The 16,832-nt window shown below is 46.7% G+C and carries 18 protein-coding genes; 12 read left to right on the top strand and 6 right to left on the bottom strand.

The window, feature by feature from the left end; translation table 11 throughout:
* Positions 1–115 precede the first annotated feature (115 nt).
* From zapE to rlmB, 8 genes are all read left to right on the top strand, one after another.
* Positions 116–1,228, top strand: coding sequence for a cell division protein ZapE (gene zapE, locus L5M71_RS14695; protein ID WP_168825494.1), 1,113 nt, complete (start codon positions 116–118; stop codon positions 1,226–1,228).
* Between the two features lie 290 nt (positions 1,229–1,518).
* Positions 1,519–1,947, top strand: coding sequence for a 50S ribosomal protein L13 (rplM, locus tag L5M71_RS14690; RefSeq protein ID WP_105251403.1), 429 nt, complete (start codon positions 1,519–1,521; stop codon positions 1,945–1,947).
* Between the two features lie 14 nt (positions 1,948–1,961).
* On the top strand, positions 1,962–2,354 hold the full coding sequence (gene rpsI / locus L5M71_RS14685) for a 30S ribosomal protein S9 (protein ID WP_006083052.1): 393 nt from the start codon (positions 1,962–1,964) through the stop codon (positions 2,352–2,354).
* A 138-nt stretch (positions 2,355–2,492) separates the two neighbouring features.
* Complete coding sequence (locus L5M71_RS14680; protein ID WP_105251404.1) at positions 2,493–2,681, top strand: DUF2065 domain-containing protein; 189 nt, start codon at positions 2,493–2,495, stop codon at positions 2,679–2,681.
* Between the two features lie 72 nt (positions 2,682–2,753).
* Positions 2,754–4,049, top strand: coding sequence for an adenylosuccinate synthase (locus L5M71_RS14675; RefSeq protein WP_028759421.1), 1,296 nt, complete (start codon positions 2,754–2,756; stop codon positions 4,047–4,049).
* Between the two features lie 112 nt (positions 4,050–4,161).
* On the top strand, positions 4,162–4,818 hold the full coding sequence (gene motX / locus L5M71_RS14670) for a flagellar protein MotX (RefSeq protein ID WP_105251405.1): 657 nt from the start codon (positions 4,162–4,164) through the stop codon (positions 4,816–4,818).
* A gap of 39 nt (positions 4,819–4,857) precedes the next feature.
* The gene (gene rnr / locus L5M71_RS14665; RefSeq protein WP_263208407.1) at positions 4,858–7,281 is read left to right on the top strand and encodes a ribonuclease R; all 2,424 of its coding nucleotides are present in this window, start codon (positions 4,858–4,860) and stop codon (positions 7,279–7,281) included.
* Positions 7,282–8,022, top strand: a complete 741-nt coding sequence (gene rlmB, locus L5M71_RS14660; RefSeq protein ID WP_263197406.1) for a 23S rRNA (guanosine(2251)-2'-O)-methyltransferase RlmB — start codon at positions 7,282–7,284, stop codon at positions 8,020–8,022.
* A 128-nt stretch (positions 8,023–8,150) separates the two neighbouring features.
* Here rlmB and L5M71_RS14655 read toward each other — a convergent pair whose 3' ends face one another.
* Positions 8,151–9,593, bottom strand: a complete 1,443-nt coding sequence (locus L5M71_RS14655) for an MFS transporter (protein WP_105251408.1) — start codon at positions 9,591–9,593, stop codon at positions 8,151–8,153.
* Between the two features lie 241 nt (positions 9,594–9,834).
* Positions 9,835–10,578 (bottom strand): YdiY family protein, encoded by a 744-nt coding sequence (locus L5M71_RS14650; RefSeq protein ID WP_263208403.1) that lies wholly within the window; start codon positions 10,576–10,578, stop codon positions 9,835–9,837.
* A gap of 213 nt (positions 10,579–10,791) precedes the next feature.
* On the opposite strand from L5M71_RS14650, the gene rpsF reads away from it, so the two are divergent.
* Genes rpsF through rplI form a run of 4 tightly spaced genes read left to right on the top strand, consistent with a single transcriptional unit; the run spans position 10,792 to position 12,230 of the window.
* Positions 10,792–11,187: a 30S ribosomal protein S6 gene (gene rpsF, locus L5M71_RS14645; RefSeq protein ID WP_105251410.1), complete on the top strand. Its 396-nt coding sequence runs from the start codon at positions 10,792–10,794 to the stop codon at positions 11,185–11,187.
* 8 nt (positions 11,188–11,195) lie between these two features.
* Positions 11,196–11,501, top strand: coding sequence for a primosomal replication protein N (gene priB / locus L5M71_RS14640; protein WP_105251411.1), 306 nt, complete (start codon positions 11,196–11,198; stop codon positions 11,499–11,501).
* Positions 11,502–11,513: 12 nt separating this feature from the next.
* Positions 11,514–11,741 (top strand): 30S ribosomal protein S18, encoded by a 228-nt coding sequence (gene rpsR / locus L5M71_RS14635; protein WP_006083042.1) that lies wholly within the window; start codon positions 11,514–11,516, stop codon positions 11,739–11,741.
* A 36-nt stretch (positions 11,742–11,777) separates the two neighbouring features.
* Positions 11,778–12,230, top strand: a complete 453-nt coding sequence (rplI, locus tag L5M71_RS14630; RefSeq protein WP_113939970.1) for a 50S ribosomal protein L9 — start codon at positions 11,778–11,780, stop codon at positions 12,228–12,230.
* A gap of 155 nt (positions 12,231–12,385) precedes the next feature.
* Here rplI and hydF read toward each other — a convergent pair whose 3' ends face one another.
* The 4 genes from hydF to hydG are packed head-to-tail and all read right to left on the bottom strand — an operon-like array spanning position 12,386 to position 16,771.
* The gene (gene hydF, locus L5M71_RS14625) at positions 12,386–13,627 is read right to left on the bottom strand and encodes a [FeFe] hydrogenase H-cluster maturation GTPase HydF (protein ID WP_263208401.1); all 1,242 of its coding nucleotides are present in this window, start codon (positions 13,625–13,627) and stop codon (positions 12,386–12,388) included.
* Complete coding sequence (gene hydE, locus L5M71_RS14620) at positions 13,611–14,693, bottom strand: [FeFe] hydrogenase H-cluster radical SAM maturase HydE (protein ID WP_263208399.1); 1,083 nt, start codon at positions 14,691–14,693, stop codon at positions 13,611–13,613. The genes hydF and hydE overlap by 17 nt, the downstream gene beginning before the upstream one ends.
* The gene (locus tag L5M71_RS14615) at positions 14,693–15,331 is read right to left on the bottom strand and encodes a hypothetical protein (RefSeq protein WP_263208397.1); all 639 of its coding nucleotides are present in this window, start codon (positions 15,329–15,331) and stop codon (positions 14,693–14,695) included. The genes hydE and L5M71_RS14615 overlap by 1 nt, the downstream gene beginning before the upstream one ends.
* Complete coding sequence (hydG, locus tag L5M71_RS14610) at positions 15,332–16,771, bottom strand: [FeFe] hydrogenase H-cluster radical SAM maturase HydG (RefSeq protein ID WP_109277689.1); 1,440 nt, start codon at positions 16,769–16,771, stop codon at positions 15,332–15,334.
* Positions 16,772–16,832: the final 61 nt, after the last annotated feature.

Genomic DNA, 16,832 nt, shown 5'->3' with positions numbered 1-16,832 from the left:
TTGTATGCAGTTTAGCGTTAAGGTAAAAGTCGTATTCTGCATTAATATATCCTGCGTCATATTGGCCGTGCTAATATCGTCACAGTTTTAATAAAGGACATAAGAGAATTTAAACGTGCCTCAGTTAAGCCCTTGGCAGCATTATCAAAAAGATCTTACCCGTGACGGTTTTTCCCATGATCCGGCTCAAGAAATTGCCGTTAAGGCGTTACAACGCGTCTATGAAGACTTAACTACGGCAGAAGAGCCGAGTTCTATTGTGGGAAAATTGTTTAGCGCATTAGGCTTAAAATCGGCACCAGCATCACCTAAAGGTCTGTATCTTTGGGGCGGAGTTGGGCGCGGTAAAACCTACCTGATGGATACTTTTTTTGATGCCTTGCCTGGTGAACAAAAATTGCGGGCTCACTTCCATCGCTTTATGCATCAATTGCATTTAGATTTGGATGAGTTAAAAGGCGTTCGCGATCCTTTGTTGGTGATTGCGAAAAAGATGGCTGCAAAATATCGCGTTATCTGTTTTGATGAATTCTTTGTCTCTGATATTACCGATGCCATGCTATTAGGTACGCTGTTTCAAGCGTTATTTAAAGAAGGCGTTGTGCTGGTTGCAACTTCGAATATTATCCCCGACGACTTATATAAAAATGGCTTACAGCGCGCACGTTTCTTACCTGCGATAGCCTTAATTAATCAACATTGTGAAGTACTCAATGTGGATTCTGGCATTGACTATCGATTGCGTACCCTTGAGCAAGCAGAGATTTATCATCATCCGTTAGATGCACAAGCTGATGCCAATCTGATACGTTATTTTAGTCAGTTAGCGCCTGAGTCTGAGGTGCTTACTGGTGACATCGAAATAGAAGGCCGCAGTATTAGTATTCGGCAGCAGGCGCAGGGCGTATTGTTGGCCGATTTTAGAGCGCTCTGTGATGGTCCACGAAGCCAGCGTGATTACATGGAACTTGCGCGGATTTATCACACTGTTCTCGTGAGTGGCATAGAACAAATGGGCGCCTTTTTGACTGGCGATGACATCGCTAGACGTTTTTTAGCTATGGTCGACGAATTTTACGAGCGCAATGTAAAGCTGATTGTATCGGCTCAAGTGCCACTCGAAGATATTTATGCCGATGGTTTGCTTAACTTCGAATTTAGGCGTTGCCGTTCACGCTTAATTGAGATGCAATCCCACGATTATTTAAAAACCGAACACCTGCCGTAACCCAGTAGTGTAAGAGTTTTGCATTAGCTGCGGCCTTAAATCACCAGAGGCTTGTTAATCCTTAGGATGACAAGTCCGATTGGTCGATATTTTATAATTTTTATCAAAATATCAGGTGATTTTTAACTCAGCTTTGTCTATACTCCGCCACCTGCCCACGTTACTCCGCCAATTGGGCGGAAGTTGTAAGCCGAAGTCGGTGCTCGAAGGGGTACTAAAAGGCAATTTTGTGTTGTTTGCAAATGCAGGCAGCATGTGAGACAGAAAATTAACTTTGGGTTTTTGTAATAATGAAGACTTTTACTGCTACACCAGAAACTGTAACTCGTGACTGGTTCGTCGTCGACGCAGACGGCAAAACTTTAGGTCGTATCGCTACTGAAATCGCTGTCCGTTTACGCGGTAAGCATAAGCCAGAATACACTCCACACGTTGATACCGGTGATTACATCATCGTTGTTAATGCTGAAAAAGTGACTGTTACTGGTAACAAAGCGAAAGGCAAAACGTACTACTCGCATTCAGGCTTCCCTGGTGGCATTAAGCAAATCAGCTTTGAAAAGCTGCAAGCGCAAAAGCCAGAAATGATCATCGAGAAAGCAGTTAAGGGTATGTTACCAAAAGGTCCTCTGGGCCGTGCCATGTTCCGTAAACTGAAAGTTTACGCTGGCGCAGAACATAACCACACTGCACAACAACCTCAAGTTCTTGATATCTAAACGGGATTAAGCAAATGGCTGCAACTCAGTACTACGGCACTGGCCGTCGCAAAACCTCTACAGCTCGCGTTTTCGCTAAAGCAGGTAGTGGCAACATCGTTGTAAATCAACGTCCTTTGGATCAGTATTTTGGTCGTGAAACTGCTCGTATGGTTGTTCGTCAACCTTTAGAGTTAGTTGAAATGACTGACAAGCTGGACATCTATGTAACTGTTAAAGGCGGTGGTATCACTGGCCAAGCAGGCGCAATCCGTCACGGTATTACCCGTGCTCTGATGCAATTAGATGAAGCACTGCGTCCATCACTTCGTTCTGCTGGTTTCGTTACCCGTGACGCTCGTAAAGTTGAGCGTAAGAAAGTGGGTCTACGTAAAGCACGTCGTAAGCCACAATTCTCTAAGCGTTAATTCGTTTTTGGAATATCAAAAAACCCAGCCTATGCTGGGTTTTTTATTGGCTAAAAATTGACGGTATAAGAAAACTCTTTGGTTGGAGTATGCTGATATACAATAAATTTATATTAAGCGAGTGAGTTTGAGGTAAGCATGACTTTTCAAATTTTTATGCTAGCAGTGGCACTTGTGTTGGTTTTGGAAGGCCTTGGGCCATTATTATTCCCAAATAAATGGCGTCGTTATTTAAATGAACTCTCCCATCAAAATCAGCAAGTTATCCAGCGACTTGGTGGGGCATTAGTCACTGCTGGAGTCGTTATTTGGGTTATTTTTGCGTGAAAAATAGCCTGCTTGCCCTTATTAACTAAGATCTGTTAAAATTCTTTTTTAACCGCAACCTTGCAGCAAATAATGGGCAAAAACGTAGTTGTTCTCGGCACCCAATGGGGTGACGAAGGAAAAGGTAAGATTGTCGACCTTCTAACAGAACAGGCAAAATATGTAGTGCGCTATCAAGGCGGCCACAATGCTGGTCATACCTTGGTTATCGACGGTGAAAAAACCGTTCTTCATCTGATCCCATCGGGTATCTTGCGCGATAATGTGAAATGCATTATTGGCAACGGTGTGGTGCTTGCACCTGACGCCCTGATGAAAGAGATCAACATGCTGAAAGATCGTGGAGTTCCTGTTGAGGAACGTCTGTTGATCTCTGAAGCGTGTCCGCTGATCCTTCCCTTCCATTGTGCCCTTGATATTGCCCGTGAAAAAGCGCGCGGTAATAAAGCTATTGGTACGACTGGCCGTGGTATTGGACCTGCGTATGAAGACAAGATCTCTCGTCGCGGTCTGCGAGTAGGCGACCTGTTCAATGCTGAACTGTTTGCTGAAAAGCTGAAAGAAGTTATGAAATACCATAACTTTATGCTGACAGAGTACTATCAAGTCGAAGCGGTTGATTACGAGCAAACGCTAGCAGATGCTTTGGCTATGGCCGATTATCTGAAGAGCATGTGTGTTGATGTGACTGAACTCTTGGATACTGCGCGTAAAGCCGGTGAGCCAATTCTGTTCGAAGGCGCTCAAGGTACATTACTCGACATTGACCACGGAACATACCCATTTGTAACCTCTTCAAATACCACTGCCGGTGGTGTTGCGACGGGTTCAGGTTTTGGTCCGCGTCACTTAGACTATGTCTTAGGTATCATGAAGGCTTACACCACTCGCGTAGGTGCAGGTCCATTCCCAACTGAACTATTATGTGAAGTCGGTGATCATTTAGGTACTAAAGGTCATGAGTTTGGTGCAACAACGGGTCGTAAGCGTCGTCCAGGTTGGTTGGATGCTGTGGCAATGCGCCGCGCAGTTCAAATCAACAGTGTTAGCGGCTTCTGCTTGACTAAGTTAGATGTACTTGATGGTCTGAAAGAAGTGAAGATTTGTGTCGGTTATCAGAATCCTGATGGCACTATCTCTAAAGTCACTCCGCTGGCCGCTGAAGGTTATGAACTGGTTACGCCGGTTTATGAAACTATGCCGGGTTGGAGCGAGTCGACTTTTGGCGCGACATCAATTGAGCAACTGCCTCAAGCAGCGATCAATTATATCAAGCGTCTTGAAGAGTTATTAGAAACACCTATCGACATTATCTCTACGGGTCCTGATCGTAACGAAACCATGATTTTGGTTAATCCGTTCAATTAAGATCTGTTAAGGCCGTGTTTCACGGCCTTTTTCTCTGCTTCTTTATGCCTTTCTCTGTTTCATTCTGCGGTTAGAAATTCAGCTCAAGCTCAAGAAATAGGTTATACTGCCGATGCAAGTATTCATCCTACTGTCATTGAGAGTCGTTATGCTACGTACAGCACTCGTTGCGCTACTGCCTTTAGTATCTTCAATGTGCTTTGCTGAAACGCAGGCGGTGGATATTTATAGTCAAGATCAATTGCTTGATTTGATCCGTAGCAATCAATACTTAGCGAAAGTGAAACGTGATGATTGCCAGTTAGTCCAAGACATTGAGGCGCGAGCCCAAGTCTTAAAACAGCCTTTATATCAATTTCTTTGGGGCGAAATGCTCAATCATGGAACGTGTGTGAAGGCTAACCCTGTGAAGGGTATTGCTTTGTTACGTGACTCGGCCGAACAAGGTAGCTCAGAAGCGATGTTAAAGCTTGCCGAGTATTATCAGAGTGGGAAATTTGTCATCCGCAATAAAGACAGAGCAGTGCATTATTTACTGCCTGCGGCTGCAAGTGGCAGTTTATCCGCTCGTATGATGTTAGTTCGTTTATTTGGTGAAGGTTATGGTAGTCCTAGGGATTACGAGATGGCCTATCACTGGTTATATAACGATGTATTTGCGGACGAGGCGACTAAGAAAAAAGCCTTGTCTTTACTGCAGGTGTTAGCAGCTAAAATGCCCCCCAGTGCAGTGGCGCGGGCCCAGCAAGAACAGTTGCGAACCCGTTAAGTGGTCTCTTAATCTAGAGGCACATTATTTGGATATTGAATGATCAAAGACCCTCATTTTGAGCGTGAACAGGATAAGTACGAAAACCCTATCCCAAGCCGTGAGTATATTCTCGATTACTTACGTTCTCAAAAATCACCTATCACTCGTGACAGCATTGCCGCGGCGTTAAACATCCAAGAGGAAGAACAACTTGAGGCCTTGCGCCGTCGCCTACGTGCGATGGAACGCGATGGCGAACTGGTGTTCACTCGTGGGCAGAGCTATGGCTTACCCGAGAAAATGGATCTGATCCCCGGCACTGTGCTCGGACACAGAGAAGGCTTCGGCTTTTTTAAACCCGATGAAGGCGGTGATGACTTATTTATTTCGAACCGCGACATGCTGATGTATTTCCACGGTGATAAAGTGCTGGCGCAAAAAGCGGGCACAGATCGTCGTGGCCGTCGCGAAGCGCGTTTGGTTCGTCTGATCCAGCCGCGAAGTGCCGCGATTGTTGGCCGTTATCATGTCGATAGCGGTATGGCATTTGTCATTGCCGATGATAAGCGTATTACCCAAGAAATTTTAGTCGCGAATGAAGATCGCAACGGCGCCCGTCAAGGTGATGTGGTTGTGGTTGAATTAACGCGTCGCCCAGGCCGTTTTGTTAAGGCTGCGGGTAAAGTGACTGAAGTGCTCGGTAAGCAAATGGCGCCGGGGATGGAAATCGAAATTGCCCTGCGTAATTATGATTTACCCCATACTTGGTCACCTGTGATTCAGAAGAAACTGCGCCGTATTCCCGATGAAGTAACCGACGCCGATAAAGTCGGTCGTGTGGATTTACGTCATCTGCCATTAGTGACTATCGACGGTGAAGACGCCCGCGATTTTGACGATGCCGTGTACGCGGAGAAAAAAGCCGGTGGCGGCTGGCGTTTATGGGTTGCGATTGCCGACGTTAGTTATTATGTCCGCACCGATTCTGCCTTAGATACCGAAGCACGTGCCCGTGGTAACTCTGTGTATTTCCCATCGCAAGTGATCCCTATGCTGCCGGAGAAAATCTCCAATGGCCTCTGTTCACTTAATCCTCACGTCGACCGTTTATGTATGGTCGCCGAGATGACCGTATCTGCTAAAGGTAAGTTATCAGGTTATAAGTTTTATCCGGCTGTGATGTATTCCCATGCCCGTTTCACTTATACCCAAGTGGCAGCAATGTTAGAAGGCGGCCCAATTGCGCCTGAGCATGAAGTCTTGTTCCCGCATTTACAGTGTTTACAGTCATTGTATTTAGCACTAGATGAGCAAAGAGCCGAGCGTGGTGCGATTGCGTTTGAAACCATGGAAACGCAGTTCATTTTCAATGAGCAGCGCAAGATTGATAAAATCGTGCCGCGTGGCCGTAATCAAGCTCATAAAATCATTGAAGAATGCATGATTTTAGCCAACGTTTCTGCGGCTAAGTTTGTGAAGAAACACAAAGGCGAAGTCTTGTATCGTGTGCATGAAGCGCCATCCGAGCAAAAATTGGCAAACTTTAAAGAGTTCCTTGCTGAGCGTGGTTTAAGCATGCCCGGCGGACTTGAGCCAACGCCGTCAGATTACCAGAATGTGATGTTGCAAATTGCCGACCGCCCTGATGCTGAACTTATCCAAGTGATGTTACTGCGCTCTATGCGTCAGGCAATTTACACTCCGGATAACGAAGGTCACTTCGGTTTAGCCTTAGAAGAATATGCGCATTTTACCTCGCCCATTCGCCGTTATCCGGATTTAGTGTTACATCGTGTGATCCGTTATTTACTGGCGAAGGAAAGGGGCGAAGCCACTGAGAAGTGGACGCAGGATGGTGGCTATCATTATCAGCTCGATGAGCTCGACCAATTGGGCGAAGAGTGTTCAACCACAGAACGTCGTGCCGATGAAGCGACTCGCGATGTTAGCGATTGGCTCAAGTGCGAGTTTATGCAAGATCACGTCGGTGATACCTTTGAAGCTGTGATTGCCTCAGTGACCAGTTTTGGTTTGTTTGTGCGCTTAAATGAACTGTTTATCGATGGCTTAGTGCATATCTCAAGCCTAGGTAGTGATTACTACCAATTCGACCCTATGCGTCAACGTCTTATCGGTGAGCACACAGGTCAAGTTTATCAAGTCGGCGATCCTGTGACGGTTAAGGTTGCTGCAGTCAACTTAGATGACAGACAGATTGATTTGGTTATGCTGGGGGATGACGGCAAAGGTGGTAAGCGTAAAGTATCTGCCAGCCGTGATAAGCCGATGACAGCCCGTGAGCGCGTTAATCGTGAAGGCGCTAAGCAAGGTAAAGCAGGCAAAACCGCGGCATCTAGCGCCAAGGCTGAAACAGGCAAAACCAAACCTAAGGCCAAAGCTGGCACTAAAGCTAAAAAAGCAGCAGTAAAAGATCCGGCTAAAAAGCCAAAAGCCGCTAAGCGGAGCACGAGAAAGAAATAAATGAAAAAACAAGATATTATTTTTGGGATCCACGCAGTTGAAGCCCTGTTAAAACACAGCCCTGAGCGCATTATTGAGTTGTGGCTGTTACAAGGTCGTGACGATGAGCGCTTAACTGTGCTGGCCGAACAGGCCAAAGCCTTTGGCACGACGATTCAAGTCGCTTCTCGTAAAGCCTTAGATGACAAAGCGGAAAGCAGCCAACATCAAGGCATAGTCGCGCGCGTTAAAGCGGCGAAAGTATTGAATGAGCAAGATTTAGATGTGTTGCTTGCTAACACTAAGCAAGCATTCCTGTTGATCTTGGATGGTGTGACGGATCCCCATAACTTAGGCGCTTGCCTACGTAATGCCGATGCGGCTGGCGTACAAGGTATTATCGTGCCTAAAGACAATTCAGTTGGCTTAACTGCGACTGTGAGTAAAGTGGCATGTGGCGCTGCGGAAACAGTGCCTTTATTCCAAGTGACTAATCTTGCGCGCACTATGCGTCACCTGCAGGATAAAGGTGTGTGGATTGTGGGCACTGCGGGCGAGGCAGATTGCGAGCTTTATCAAGCCGATCTTAAAGGATCATTGGCGATTGCCATGGGTGCGGAAGATAAAGGTTTACGCCGATTAAGCCGTGAGTCTTGCGATTCACTGATCTCTATCCCTATGGCCGGTAGTGTGTCTAGCTTGAACGTATCGGTTGCAACGGGTATTTGCTTGTTTGAAGCAGTGCGTCAGCGTCGTAGCTAATATGCTCACGTTTGCCTGATCTCGCATATGCAGTATCAGGCTTTAAGTAACAACCTGCAGTAACCACTGGTCGTAATAAAAAAGGCGGATTAACGATATAAAGTTAATCCGTTTTTTATTGGCCTTTTTTACGTCATCGCTTTGTCTAGGTTAACCTGATTGCTATCAGTTTCATCTATTTGAGCGGCTTCAGGCTCTGCTTGCTCAATATCGAAACTAAAGGCGAGTTGTTCCTCATCACTGTCATTATCATCGATAATATCGTCATCGACACCATCGGCCCCTAAATCATGCTCCGATTCATCTAAGTTAGCGCTGGGCGTCATATGCTCTTGAATTGATTCAACATCAACCCGTGGGTCCAACGCTGCCGCCAGTGGTGACGAGACTAAGTCGCCCGTCGCCATTATGTAGTCTTGGGTGACATTGGTTTCGACTTTTTGCTGTGAATGTACATAACGTAAACGCACAAAGAGTATTAAGGTACAGGCTGACATAAAGCCATATAGCATGTTGTTGCCAAACCATTGCATTAATGTCGATGCGATAAGCGGACCGATACTGGCGCCTAAGCCGAAGGTTAATAATATTGTTGCTGATAAGCCTACCCGCTCATTTTGCTCTACTCGAGAGTTGGCAAGCGCTGTGGCGAGCGGATAAAAAGTGAAACCTAAAATACCAAATAGAAAGGTCATCACCAGTGAAATCACCGGATGATAAGGGGTTAAGGCGATAGCTAAGGCTAAGATACCGAGCAATATGCAGTTGATACGGATAAGGCGACTGCGGGACATAATGTCGGACAATTTTCCCATTGGCCACTGTGCCAGTAATCCCGCTAAAATCGTTGCCGTCATATACGTGGCGACTTTTTCAGGCGGTAAACCTAAGTTACTGGCGTAGGCGGGAGCGAGACCATAAAACGAACCCACTATCATGCTACCAATCGCGATTGTCGTGAGTGCTTGTGGCGCTTTTTTCCAGTAATAGGCAATTTTGAGTGGTGCAGGAACTAAGGGCGCAGGGTGAAGACGACGCGTGAGTGAAATAGGTACGATACAGAGTGAAAAACAAATTGCGATAAGCAGTAGTGGCTCTAGTCCTAAGTCGGGGAAAATACTGATCGCACCTTGGCCCAAGATTAAGCCGAAGTAAGATACGATCATATAACTCGCAAACACTGTGCCCCTTTGATTACTTTCAGCTTGTTCGTTAAGCCAACTTTCTAACACCATGTATTGGCACATCATCCCCATGCCGACCACGAGTCTGAGGAGCAGCCAAACCGCTAGCTCATCCACGAGAGCATGGCCTAATGCCGATGCCGCGACTATGCCTGCACTGGCGACAAAGGCACGGATATGGCCCACTTGAGCGATAAGTCGATGACCAATCTTAGAGCCTGCCACTAGGCCAACATAGTAGGCCGACATCATGCCGCCAATCCATATTTGTGGCACATTCATCACTGAGAGCCTGAGCCCAAGATAGGTGGTAAGTAAGCCGCCGGCTAATACCATTAATAACGTGGTGCTATATAAAGAGGCGAAAGTGCGCAGCGGATTAGTCATATACAACTCCGAAAACACAAACTAGATTGATAATGAGGAGTGAGTATATCAGGGGTTAGTGTTTATGTTGTGTTGCAAATTGTTGGTAAATCTTGATTAATTGCGCATTTCTGCTCAAAAAATCACTGAATTATGTCGGGACAACTCAAGGGGATGCTTGTAAAGCATTCACATAGACGCCAGCAGAGTAGGCTGTTAGCGTCATGTTACTCTATGCATTTTGGGTATTTTTTAAAAGGAGTTATCTAAAAGTGTAAAGCAAGTTGAAGGTGGTGATGGTATCCATGGGTTGGCTTCCTTCTGGTACCACTTCAGTGTATTTGATGTTCATCCCGATCTTAAATGCCCAATCTTGGAACACCAGATTTTTATAGTTCATATCTAAGGTGAGGGTGTTGTTGTTCTCGCCCACTTCCGCGGTGAGATCGGCATTGAGACTGCTGTATTCCTGTAGCTTTTGAGAGAATTTGGCAGCGGTACGAAGAATGACATCTTTTTCGGCATCAGGGCTGGGGATGGTTATCGATTCTGCAGGTAAGTTATATCGATAACCTGGGCCGAACTCGAGACTGAGTTTTGTTTTATAACTACTGATAGCATTGAAACCGTAACCACTCGAAAGCGTTGATATTTGTGTGTAACTACCGAATTGATCCCAAGTAAAATCACCACGTCCGAAGACATAACCCTTAGTCAGTTTATAGTTCGATTGTAACTGTAGCTCATATTTTTCGGAGGTTGTTTGACTTTTTTCTGAGGCAAAATAGGCTTTTAGTGTGGCTTCTTGCTTGGTTTGCTTTGTATCGTAAATCAGTTGGGTTCGACCATTAAAACTGCTGGATTCGGTATTGCCTGTGTTCAGTTGCAAGCCAGCTTCGATTTCCGCGGTAAAATCGCTGGGCGGTTCCTGATAATCAGGTGGAACAAGCGCAAGCGCAGGAAATGAAAGGAAAAACAAACCGATTGGCGCAATAACTTTTAGCATTATGTTTTATTCTTGGTTAGCTGATTTCAGACGTCCGAATGTAGGCGAACCGCCATCATACCTGTATTGATTGGCGAGGCAAAGTTATTGCTTGAGTTTCTGGCTTGCTTTCTGTACTATCTCGCGCTCAAATCAGTCACTATTTTTCGTTCCTTGCCTCCATTTGGTTTGACTGAGCCAATACCGAGGCTACATAACCGTAAGGAGCAATAAATGCGTCATTACGAAATCGTATTTATGGTTCACCCAGATCAAAGTGAACAAGTACCAGGTATGATTGAGCGTTACACAGGTGTTATCACCGAAGCTAACGGCACAATCCACCGTTTAGAAGATTGGGGCCGTCGTCAACTGGCTTACCCAATCCTTGACCTGCATAAAGCTCACTACGTTCTGATGAACGTTGAAGCTAAAGCAGAGACGATCGAAGAGCTAGAAACAGCTTTCCGTTTCAACGACGCAGTTCTGCGTAACATGGTAATGCGTACTAAAGTTGCCGTTACTGAAGCATCTCCAATGGCTAGAGCTAGAGATGAGCGCGATTCACGTCGTGGCCCAGCTGGCGAACGCTCATATGATGAAGCTCACGCTGAAGAAATCGCTGAGTAAGGTAATCTGTGACCACCAATAACTTGGTGTTGTCAGGAACGATAACTCGTTCAAGACGCTTTAAAAGCCCAGCAGGTATTGCACACAGTGTAATTATGTTGGAACACAAATCGCAGCGTTATGAAGCCGAAATGCTCCGCAACGTCTACGTACAAATTCAAGTGATATTGAGTGGCCCACGCTTTGAAAGCGTCGCAGAAGATCTGAAAGCAGGTGTGGAAGTACAAGTGCAAGGCTTTATGACGCTTCAACAGGGGCGTAATGGTCAGAACCGCTTAGTCATCCATGCCGAAAATGTCGAATTGAAAACTTAGGAGACTGTCAACATGGCACGTTATTTCCGTCGTCGCAAGTTCTGCCGTTTCACCGCTGAAGGTGTTGCAGAAATTGATTACAAAGATATCGTTACTTTAAAGAACTACATCACTGAAAGCGGCAAGATTGTTCCTAGCCGTATCACTGGTACTAGTGCTAAATATCAGCGCCAACTAGCTCGCGCTATCAAGCGTGCTCGTTATCTTTCTCTACTGCCATACACTGATTTACATCAGTAATTGCAGTATTCCTAATCGAATATAGAGGATTTGATAATGAACGTTATTCTGCTTGATAAAATCGCTAACCTAGGCAACTTGGGTGACCAAGTTACTGTTAAAGCTGGTTACGCTCGTAACTACCTTTTGCCACAAGGTAAAGCTGTTGTTGCTAACGAAAGCAACGTTAAAGTATTTGAAGCTCGTCGCGCTGAATTAGAAGCTAAATTAGCTGCTGAATTAGCTGCTGCTAACCTACGTGCTGAGAAAATCACTGCACTGGAAGCTGTTGTTATTGCTTCTAAAGCGGGTGATGAAGGCAAACTGTTTGGTTCAGTTGGCAACCGTGACATCGCTGATGCAGTGACTGCTGCTGGTGTTGAACTGGCTAAATCAGAAGTTCGTTTACCATTAGGCGCTCTGCGTACTACTGGCGACTTCGAAGTTGAAGTTCAGTTACACACTGAAGTTAAAGCTGTTGTTAAAGTTTCTATCGTTGCAGAAGCTTAATTACATACTGCTTTAAACTAAAAAAACACCGCTTAGGCGGTGTTTTTTTATGGGCGCGATTTAGCATTGCTGTGTGAGTGGCTGTTTGTCACGTATTAACGCTAATCAGGCTTAGCCACTTGAGTGCAGCCAAGCCAGACGCTAAAACACATACGCTATTGCTGAGGATTGCGGTTAAACGGCGCAAGCACTCGCGGTAGCACGCCCTGTAATTTAGAAATCGCCACCCCATAGTTAGTGATAGGCACCTGCCGCCGTTGACATTCACGGATGCGACGGAGCATTTCATTGCGGTTAAACATACAAGCGCCGCAGTGGATGACGAGGGCATATTGTTCTAAATCATCGGGAAAGTCGTGCCCAGATGTAACTACAAACTGGAGTTGTTTGCCAGTGTAGCTATTTATCCAGCGGGGAAGTTTAACTCGGCCAATATCGTCCTCCTGCACATTGTGACTACAGGCTTCGGCGATGAGCACTTTATTACCATCTTGCAATTTATCTAAAGCATCAGCTCCCGCAGCGAGAACGGCTAAATCGCCTTTAAATCGGGCAAATAAGGTTGAGAAGGTGGTGAGAGGGACTGCGTCTGGCACTGTGGCGGCGACTTGCTTAATTGCTTGAGCATCAGAAATCACTAGCTTAGGCGTAACCGCTGATAATGCCTGCGTTAGTTCTGTTTCTTTGACGACCATTGCGATGGCGCTACGATCAAGCGCCTCACGCAGTATCTGCACCTGTGGCAGGATCAAACGCCCTTTAGGTGCGGCCATATCGATAGGGACGACGCAGAGAATGACATCCCCCGCTTGATAGAGGTCGCCCGCTAGGAGCGGCTCCTGCTTATACTCCGCAGGTGCTAATTCGACCATCAACTGCTTAAGCTGTTTACCTGCAAGACCTGTGGCGGCAGAAACGACAATAAAGGGTAAGGATTGAGTCTGGCAAAAAGCAATATCCTCAGCTTTGGGGAGGCAGATATCGGCTTTATTGAATACCACAAGTATTGGCATTTCTAATTGCTGTATTTCATCGATTAATGCCATGTCTGAGGGGCACAGCCCGTGCTCATCAACGACTAAGAGTGCCATATCGGAGCGAAACAACACTCTGCGAGTGGCGCTCACTCGCATTGCACCTAATGTCCCTTCATCGTCTATGCCAGCGGTATCGTAAAAGGTCACCGGCCCTAAGGGTTGTAACTCATAGGCCTTGGCCACGGCATCTGTGGTTGTGCCTTTAATATCGGATACTATCGAGATCTGTTGCCCTGCGATCATATTAAGTAGGGAGGATTTCCCCGAATTACGCCGACCGACCAAGGCGATATGGTAGCGCATTCCTCTTGGTGCCGATTGGGTTTGGCTATGCTCTTGTGGATTAATGCCTTGACACATATTGGGTCCTTTTTGAATCACCACGGCTAAAGGAGGGGATTAGCCCGTGGCGTTGAATTTGCTGGCAGACTTGGTTAAGTCGCTCTGCTGCTGGGTTTTGTTGCTGGTTTTTTCCCGGATAGATGCTGTAATCGCCACTGACTTGTGCTGGGGTGAAGGAGGGCATAAGCACATTACATCCGCGTTTGAGTGCCAGTTCCCTTGCGCCTTTTTCGAGGGCGTCGAGGGAACTGGTGGCAGGAATATTCGCCCCCGGATTCATCAGTCGCAAAATAGCGCTCACCCTATGACTCTTAAGGGCGCTGCCATTGGGGGAAGTCGCAAACGGTGTTTGGTGATGGGCAATAAAGGGGCCACAGGCCAGCATATCGAGTTGCAACTCCGATAAATGCTGAATATCACACGCTAAAATCGCATCCGTCATTCCCGGTAAATCGACAATAATCCCTGAGCCAGTTTGATATCCCAGAGACTTAAGATAATTGAGCCTTGCAATGCGCTCGTCAAAATTGGCTTTAGGGCGACACCGAGCAAAGAGGGCGCGGTCGAAGGTTTCCATCTTGAGTAAATAGCGATCGGCACCCGCTTCGCGCCATTTTTCCAGCTCTTGATGTTTGCGATCACCGAGGGAGAGGGTGATTGCTAGGTTATGGCGCTGCTTAATTTCACTGATAAGGGTACTGATACGATTGCCGCTGTAGTTAAAGTCATCCCCCGATTGCAGCACTACTGTACCTAGTCCCAGCTCGGCAATCCTATCCACAGCGTTAAGGATTTCTTCGTTTGAGAGTCGATAGCGTGTTACCTGCCGATTTTCGGTGCGTAAACCACAGTAATGGCAGTGGTTACGACAGTGATTCGAAAACTCGACAATGCCGCGTAAATACACCTGTTGATTAAATTGCAATTCAGTAGCGAGCTGGGCGCGACTAAATAACCATTCATCGTCTTGCCCCTGAAGTAGCGAAAGGATTTCGGCATAGGAAAACGCTGTGGGCTTAAGCAAGGTCGGTTTAACGGACGTTGGCTGAGTCACTGGCACTGGCTGGCTAGGGCGAGTGATCATTAGTTACGCCCTTTATCTAGCTCAATCAAGCTCTGATACCAAAGATCGCCCACTGCGCGGCGGCATTCATCAACATAACGGCCTAGGGCCACTTCTACTGCTGAGTTTTGCTCACTGGGGATGCCTGTATCAAACCAATCGATTAAGCTGTTTGGCGCAAGGCCTAAAGCAAGGATGTCAAACTCCAGCCAAAGCCCCTGAGCTGAAGTGGTGTGGCTATGGGCGTAGTGGCCGACAAAGAGTCTATCGCCAATCAGCAATATAGGTTGCAGTGGTAGCGCTTGGGTCGACACTAAATTGACTGTCTCAGGAAACTGCGTTTTAAGCTCGGCGCACCAGTGGCGGGAAATATCATACAGCTGCTCAACCTCTTGCTGCGGCATCTCGGGCCTTAGGATGGTGGCAAACTCATCCCGCCATAGACGAGTGGGCTCAAGTTTAATGAGGGTGAGTTGCTTTAAGCTGGCGTTTTGTAGCCGCTGCAATAACAACTGCCCTACGGCATTATCGGCAAAATTACTGTAAATGGCCGCGTGCAGCACGATTTCATCAGCGCGTTCTATCGCATTGAGTAAGGCGCTAGTGTTAAGGCCGAAATGCAACTGCACGCCGAGATCTGAGAATAGATAAGATGCCATTTATAGATAGATATCCCGTTCACCCGCATCGGTTTTTTGCAAGCAGCCGCGCACATTGCGCGCCCGTGACGGGCTCATTTTAGCCAGTTCTCGCTCTATCAGCGCATTGCCAGCCTCGCGAGTCTTTTCACTGGCGTAATCGTTCAAATATTCCTTAAAGGTGATCAAGGCATTGGGCTGGCAGAATTTGCCAATAAACTGCTGTTTGGCTAATCCCATAAAGTGATCGCCAGTTCGTCCTTTGCGGTAACAACCCGTGCAGAAAGAGGGAATAGCATCTGAATCAGTCACTAGCTCATAAATAATATCGTCCATCTCTCGTTGATCACCAAGGCTGAATTGCTCGGCATCATGTTGATTTTGTTTGCTGTCTTGATAACCACCCGGTGCGGTACGCGAGCCTGCGCTGATTTGTGAAACCCCGAGTTCTAACAGTTCTTTGCGCAGCGCCGCACTTTCCCGCGTGCTCATAATCAGCCCGGTATAAGGCACGGCAAGGCGAGTGATGGCAACAATGCGCTTAAAGCAGTCATCATCGACCTCATAGGGCGGTTTTTCACTGATAGCCGAACCATGGGCAGGTTCAATCCGCGGGAAGGAGATAGTGTGTGGGCCAACGCCACAATCTTTTTCGAGTTGTTGAACATGGGTGAGCATGGCGAGCAGCTCGAATCTATGATCATACAGGCCAAAGAGGGCGCCGATACCGACATCGTCAATTCCTGCTTCCATCGCCCTGTGCATGGCGTAGAGGCGGTATAAAAAGTCGGTTTTTTTACCTTTAAGATGGACTTGGCTGTAGGTGTCTTGATGATAGGTTTCTTGGAAGCATTGATAAGTGCCTATCGCCGCGGTTTTAAGTTGCTTAAAGTCCTCCACACTCATTGGCGCGCAGTTGACGTTGATACGACGAATTTCTCCGCCCTTGCCTTGCTTAACGCTGTACATGGTTTGAATACTTTCAACAATGGCTTGCACATTGTTGCGTGGATGCTCGCCATAGACAGCAAGGATCCGTTTGTGACCCATTTCTTCAAGGATCGTAACCTCTTGGCGGATCTCATCCTGTTTTAAGGTTTTACGTTTGAGCTCATGGTTATCGGCGTTAAAGCCACAATAACTACAACTGTTGGCGCAATGGTTAGACACATACAGCGGCGCAAACATCACAATACGGTTGCCGTAAATGGTGTTCTTAATCTCACGGGCGACGGCAAAGAGTGCTTCATCCAGGGCCTTATCTTGGTTTTGCAGCAAAATGGCGGTCTCGCTAATGCTTAAGCCTTCACACTGGCGCGCCTTGTCGAGAATGGCGAGGACTTGCTCGCGACTTGGATTACTGGCGTCTTCAATGGTCTGCCAAATCGCTTTATCGTCGATAAAGCTGACGTTGGGATTATAGTCAGTGACGGTAATGGAATGATGCTCGTGTGTGCTCATGGTTATCTATGCCCTTGAGTATGAATGCGAAAATGCGGCAGTTGTGAGCAACTGCCGCTGG

Source organism: Shewanella sp. SW1 (assembly GCF_025653545.1).
In the GTDB taxonomy this organism is placed as follows: domain Bacteria; phylum Pseudomonadota; class Gammaproteobacteria; order Enterobacterales; family Shewanellaceae; genus Shewanella; species Shewanella oncorhynchi.
The sequence above is the reverse complement of the archived record's forward strand: the minus strand, read 5'-3'. Positions and strand labels throughout refer to the sequence as shown.

Excerpts from the sequence above, each read along its gene's own strand:
- rplM (WP_105251403.1), top strand. The coding sequence starts at position 1,519 with ATGAAGACTTTTACTGCTACACCAGAAACTGTAACTCGTGACTGGTTC.
- rpsI (WP_006083052.1), top strand. The coding sequence starts at position 1,962 with ATGGCTGCAACTCAGTACTACGGCACTGGCCGTCGCAAAACCTCTACA.
- L5M71_RS14680 (WP_105251404.1), top strand. The coding sequence starts at position 2,493 with ATGACTTTTCAAATTTTTATGCTAGCAGTGGCACTTGTGTTGGTTTTG.
- L5M71_RS14675 (WP_028759421.1), top strand. The coding sequence starts at position 2,754 with ATGGGCAAAAACGTAGTTGTTCTCGGCACCCAATGGGGTGACGAAGGA.
- motX (WP_105251405.1), top strand. The coding sequence starts at position 4,162 with ATGCAAGTATTCATCCTACTGTCATTGAGAGTCGTTATGCTACGTACA.
- rnr (WP_263208407.1), top strand. The coding sequence starts at position 4,858 with ATGATCAAAGACCCTCATTTTGAGCGTGAACAGGATAAGTACGAAAAC.
- rlmB (WP_263197406.1), top strand. The coding sequence starts at position 7,282 with ATGAAAAAACAAGATATTATTTTTGGGATCCACGCAGTTGAAGCCCTG.
- L5M71_RS14655 (WP_105251408.1), bottom strand. The coding sequence starts at position 9,593 with ATGACTAATCCGCTGCGCACTTTCGCCTCTTTATATAGCACCACGTTA.
- L5M71_RS14650 (WP_263208403.1), bottom strand. The coding sequence starts at position 10,578 with ATGCTAAAAGTTATTGCGCCAATCGGTTTGTTTTTCCTTTCATTTCCT.
- rpsF (WP_105251410.1), top strand. The coding sequence starts at position 10,792 with ATGCGTCATTACGAAATCGTATTTATGGTTCACCCAGATCAAAGTGAA.
- rpsR (WP_006083042.1), top strand. The coding sequence starts at position 11,514 with ATGGCACGTTATTTCCGTCGTCGCAAGTTCTGCCGTTTCACCGCTGAA.
- rplI (WP_113939970.1), top strand. The coding sequence starts at position 11,778 with ATGAACGTTATTCTGCTTGATAAAATCGCTAACCTAGGCAACTTGGGT.
- hydF (WP_263208401.1), bottom strand. The coding sequence starts at position 13,627 with ATGTGTCAAGGCATTAATCCACAAGAGCATAGCCAAACCCAATCGGCA.
- hydE (WP_263208399.1), bottom strand. The coding sequence starts at position 14,693 with ATGATCACTCGCCCTAGCCAGCCAGTGCCAGTGACTCAGCCAACGTCC.
- L5M71_RS14615 (WP_263208397.1), bottom strand. The coding sequence starts at position 15,331 with ATGGCATCTTATCTATTCTCAGATCTCGGCGTGCAGTTGCATTTCGGC.
- hydG (WP_109277689.1), bottom strand. The coding sequence starts at position 16,771 with ATGAGCACACACGAGCATCATTCCATTACCGTCACTGACTATAATCCC.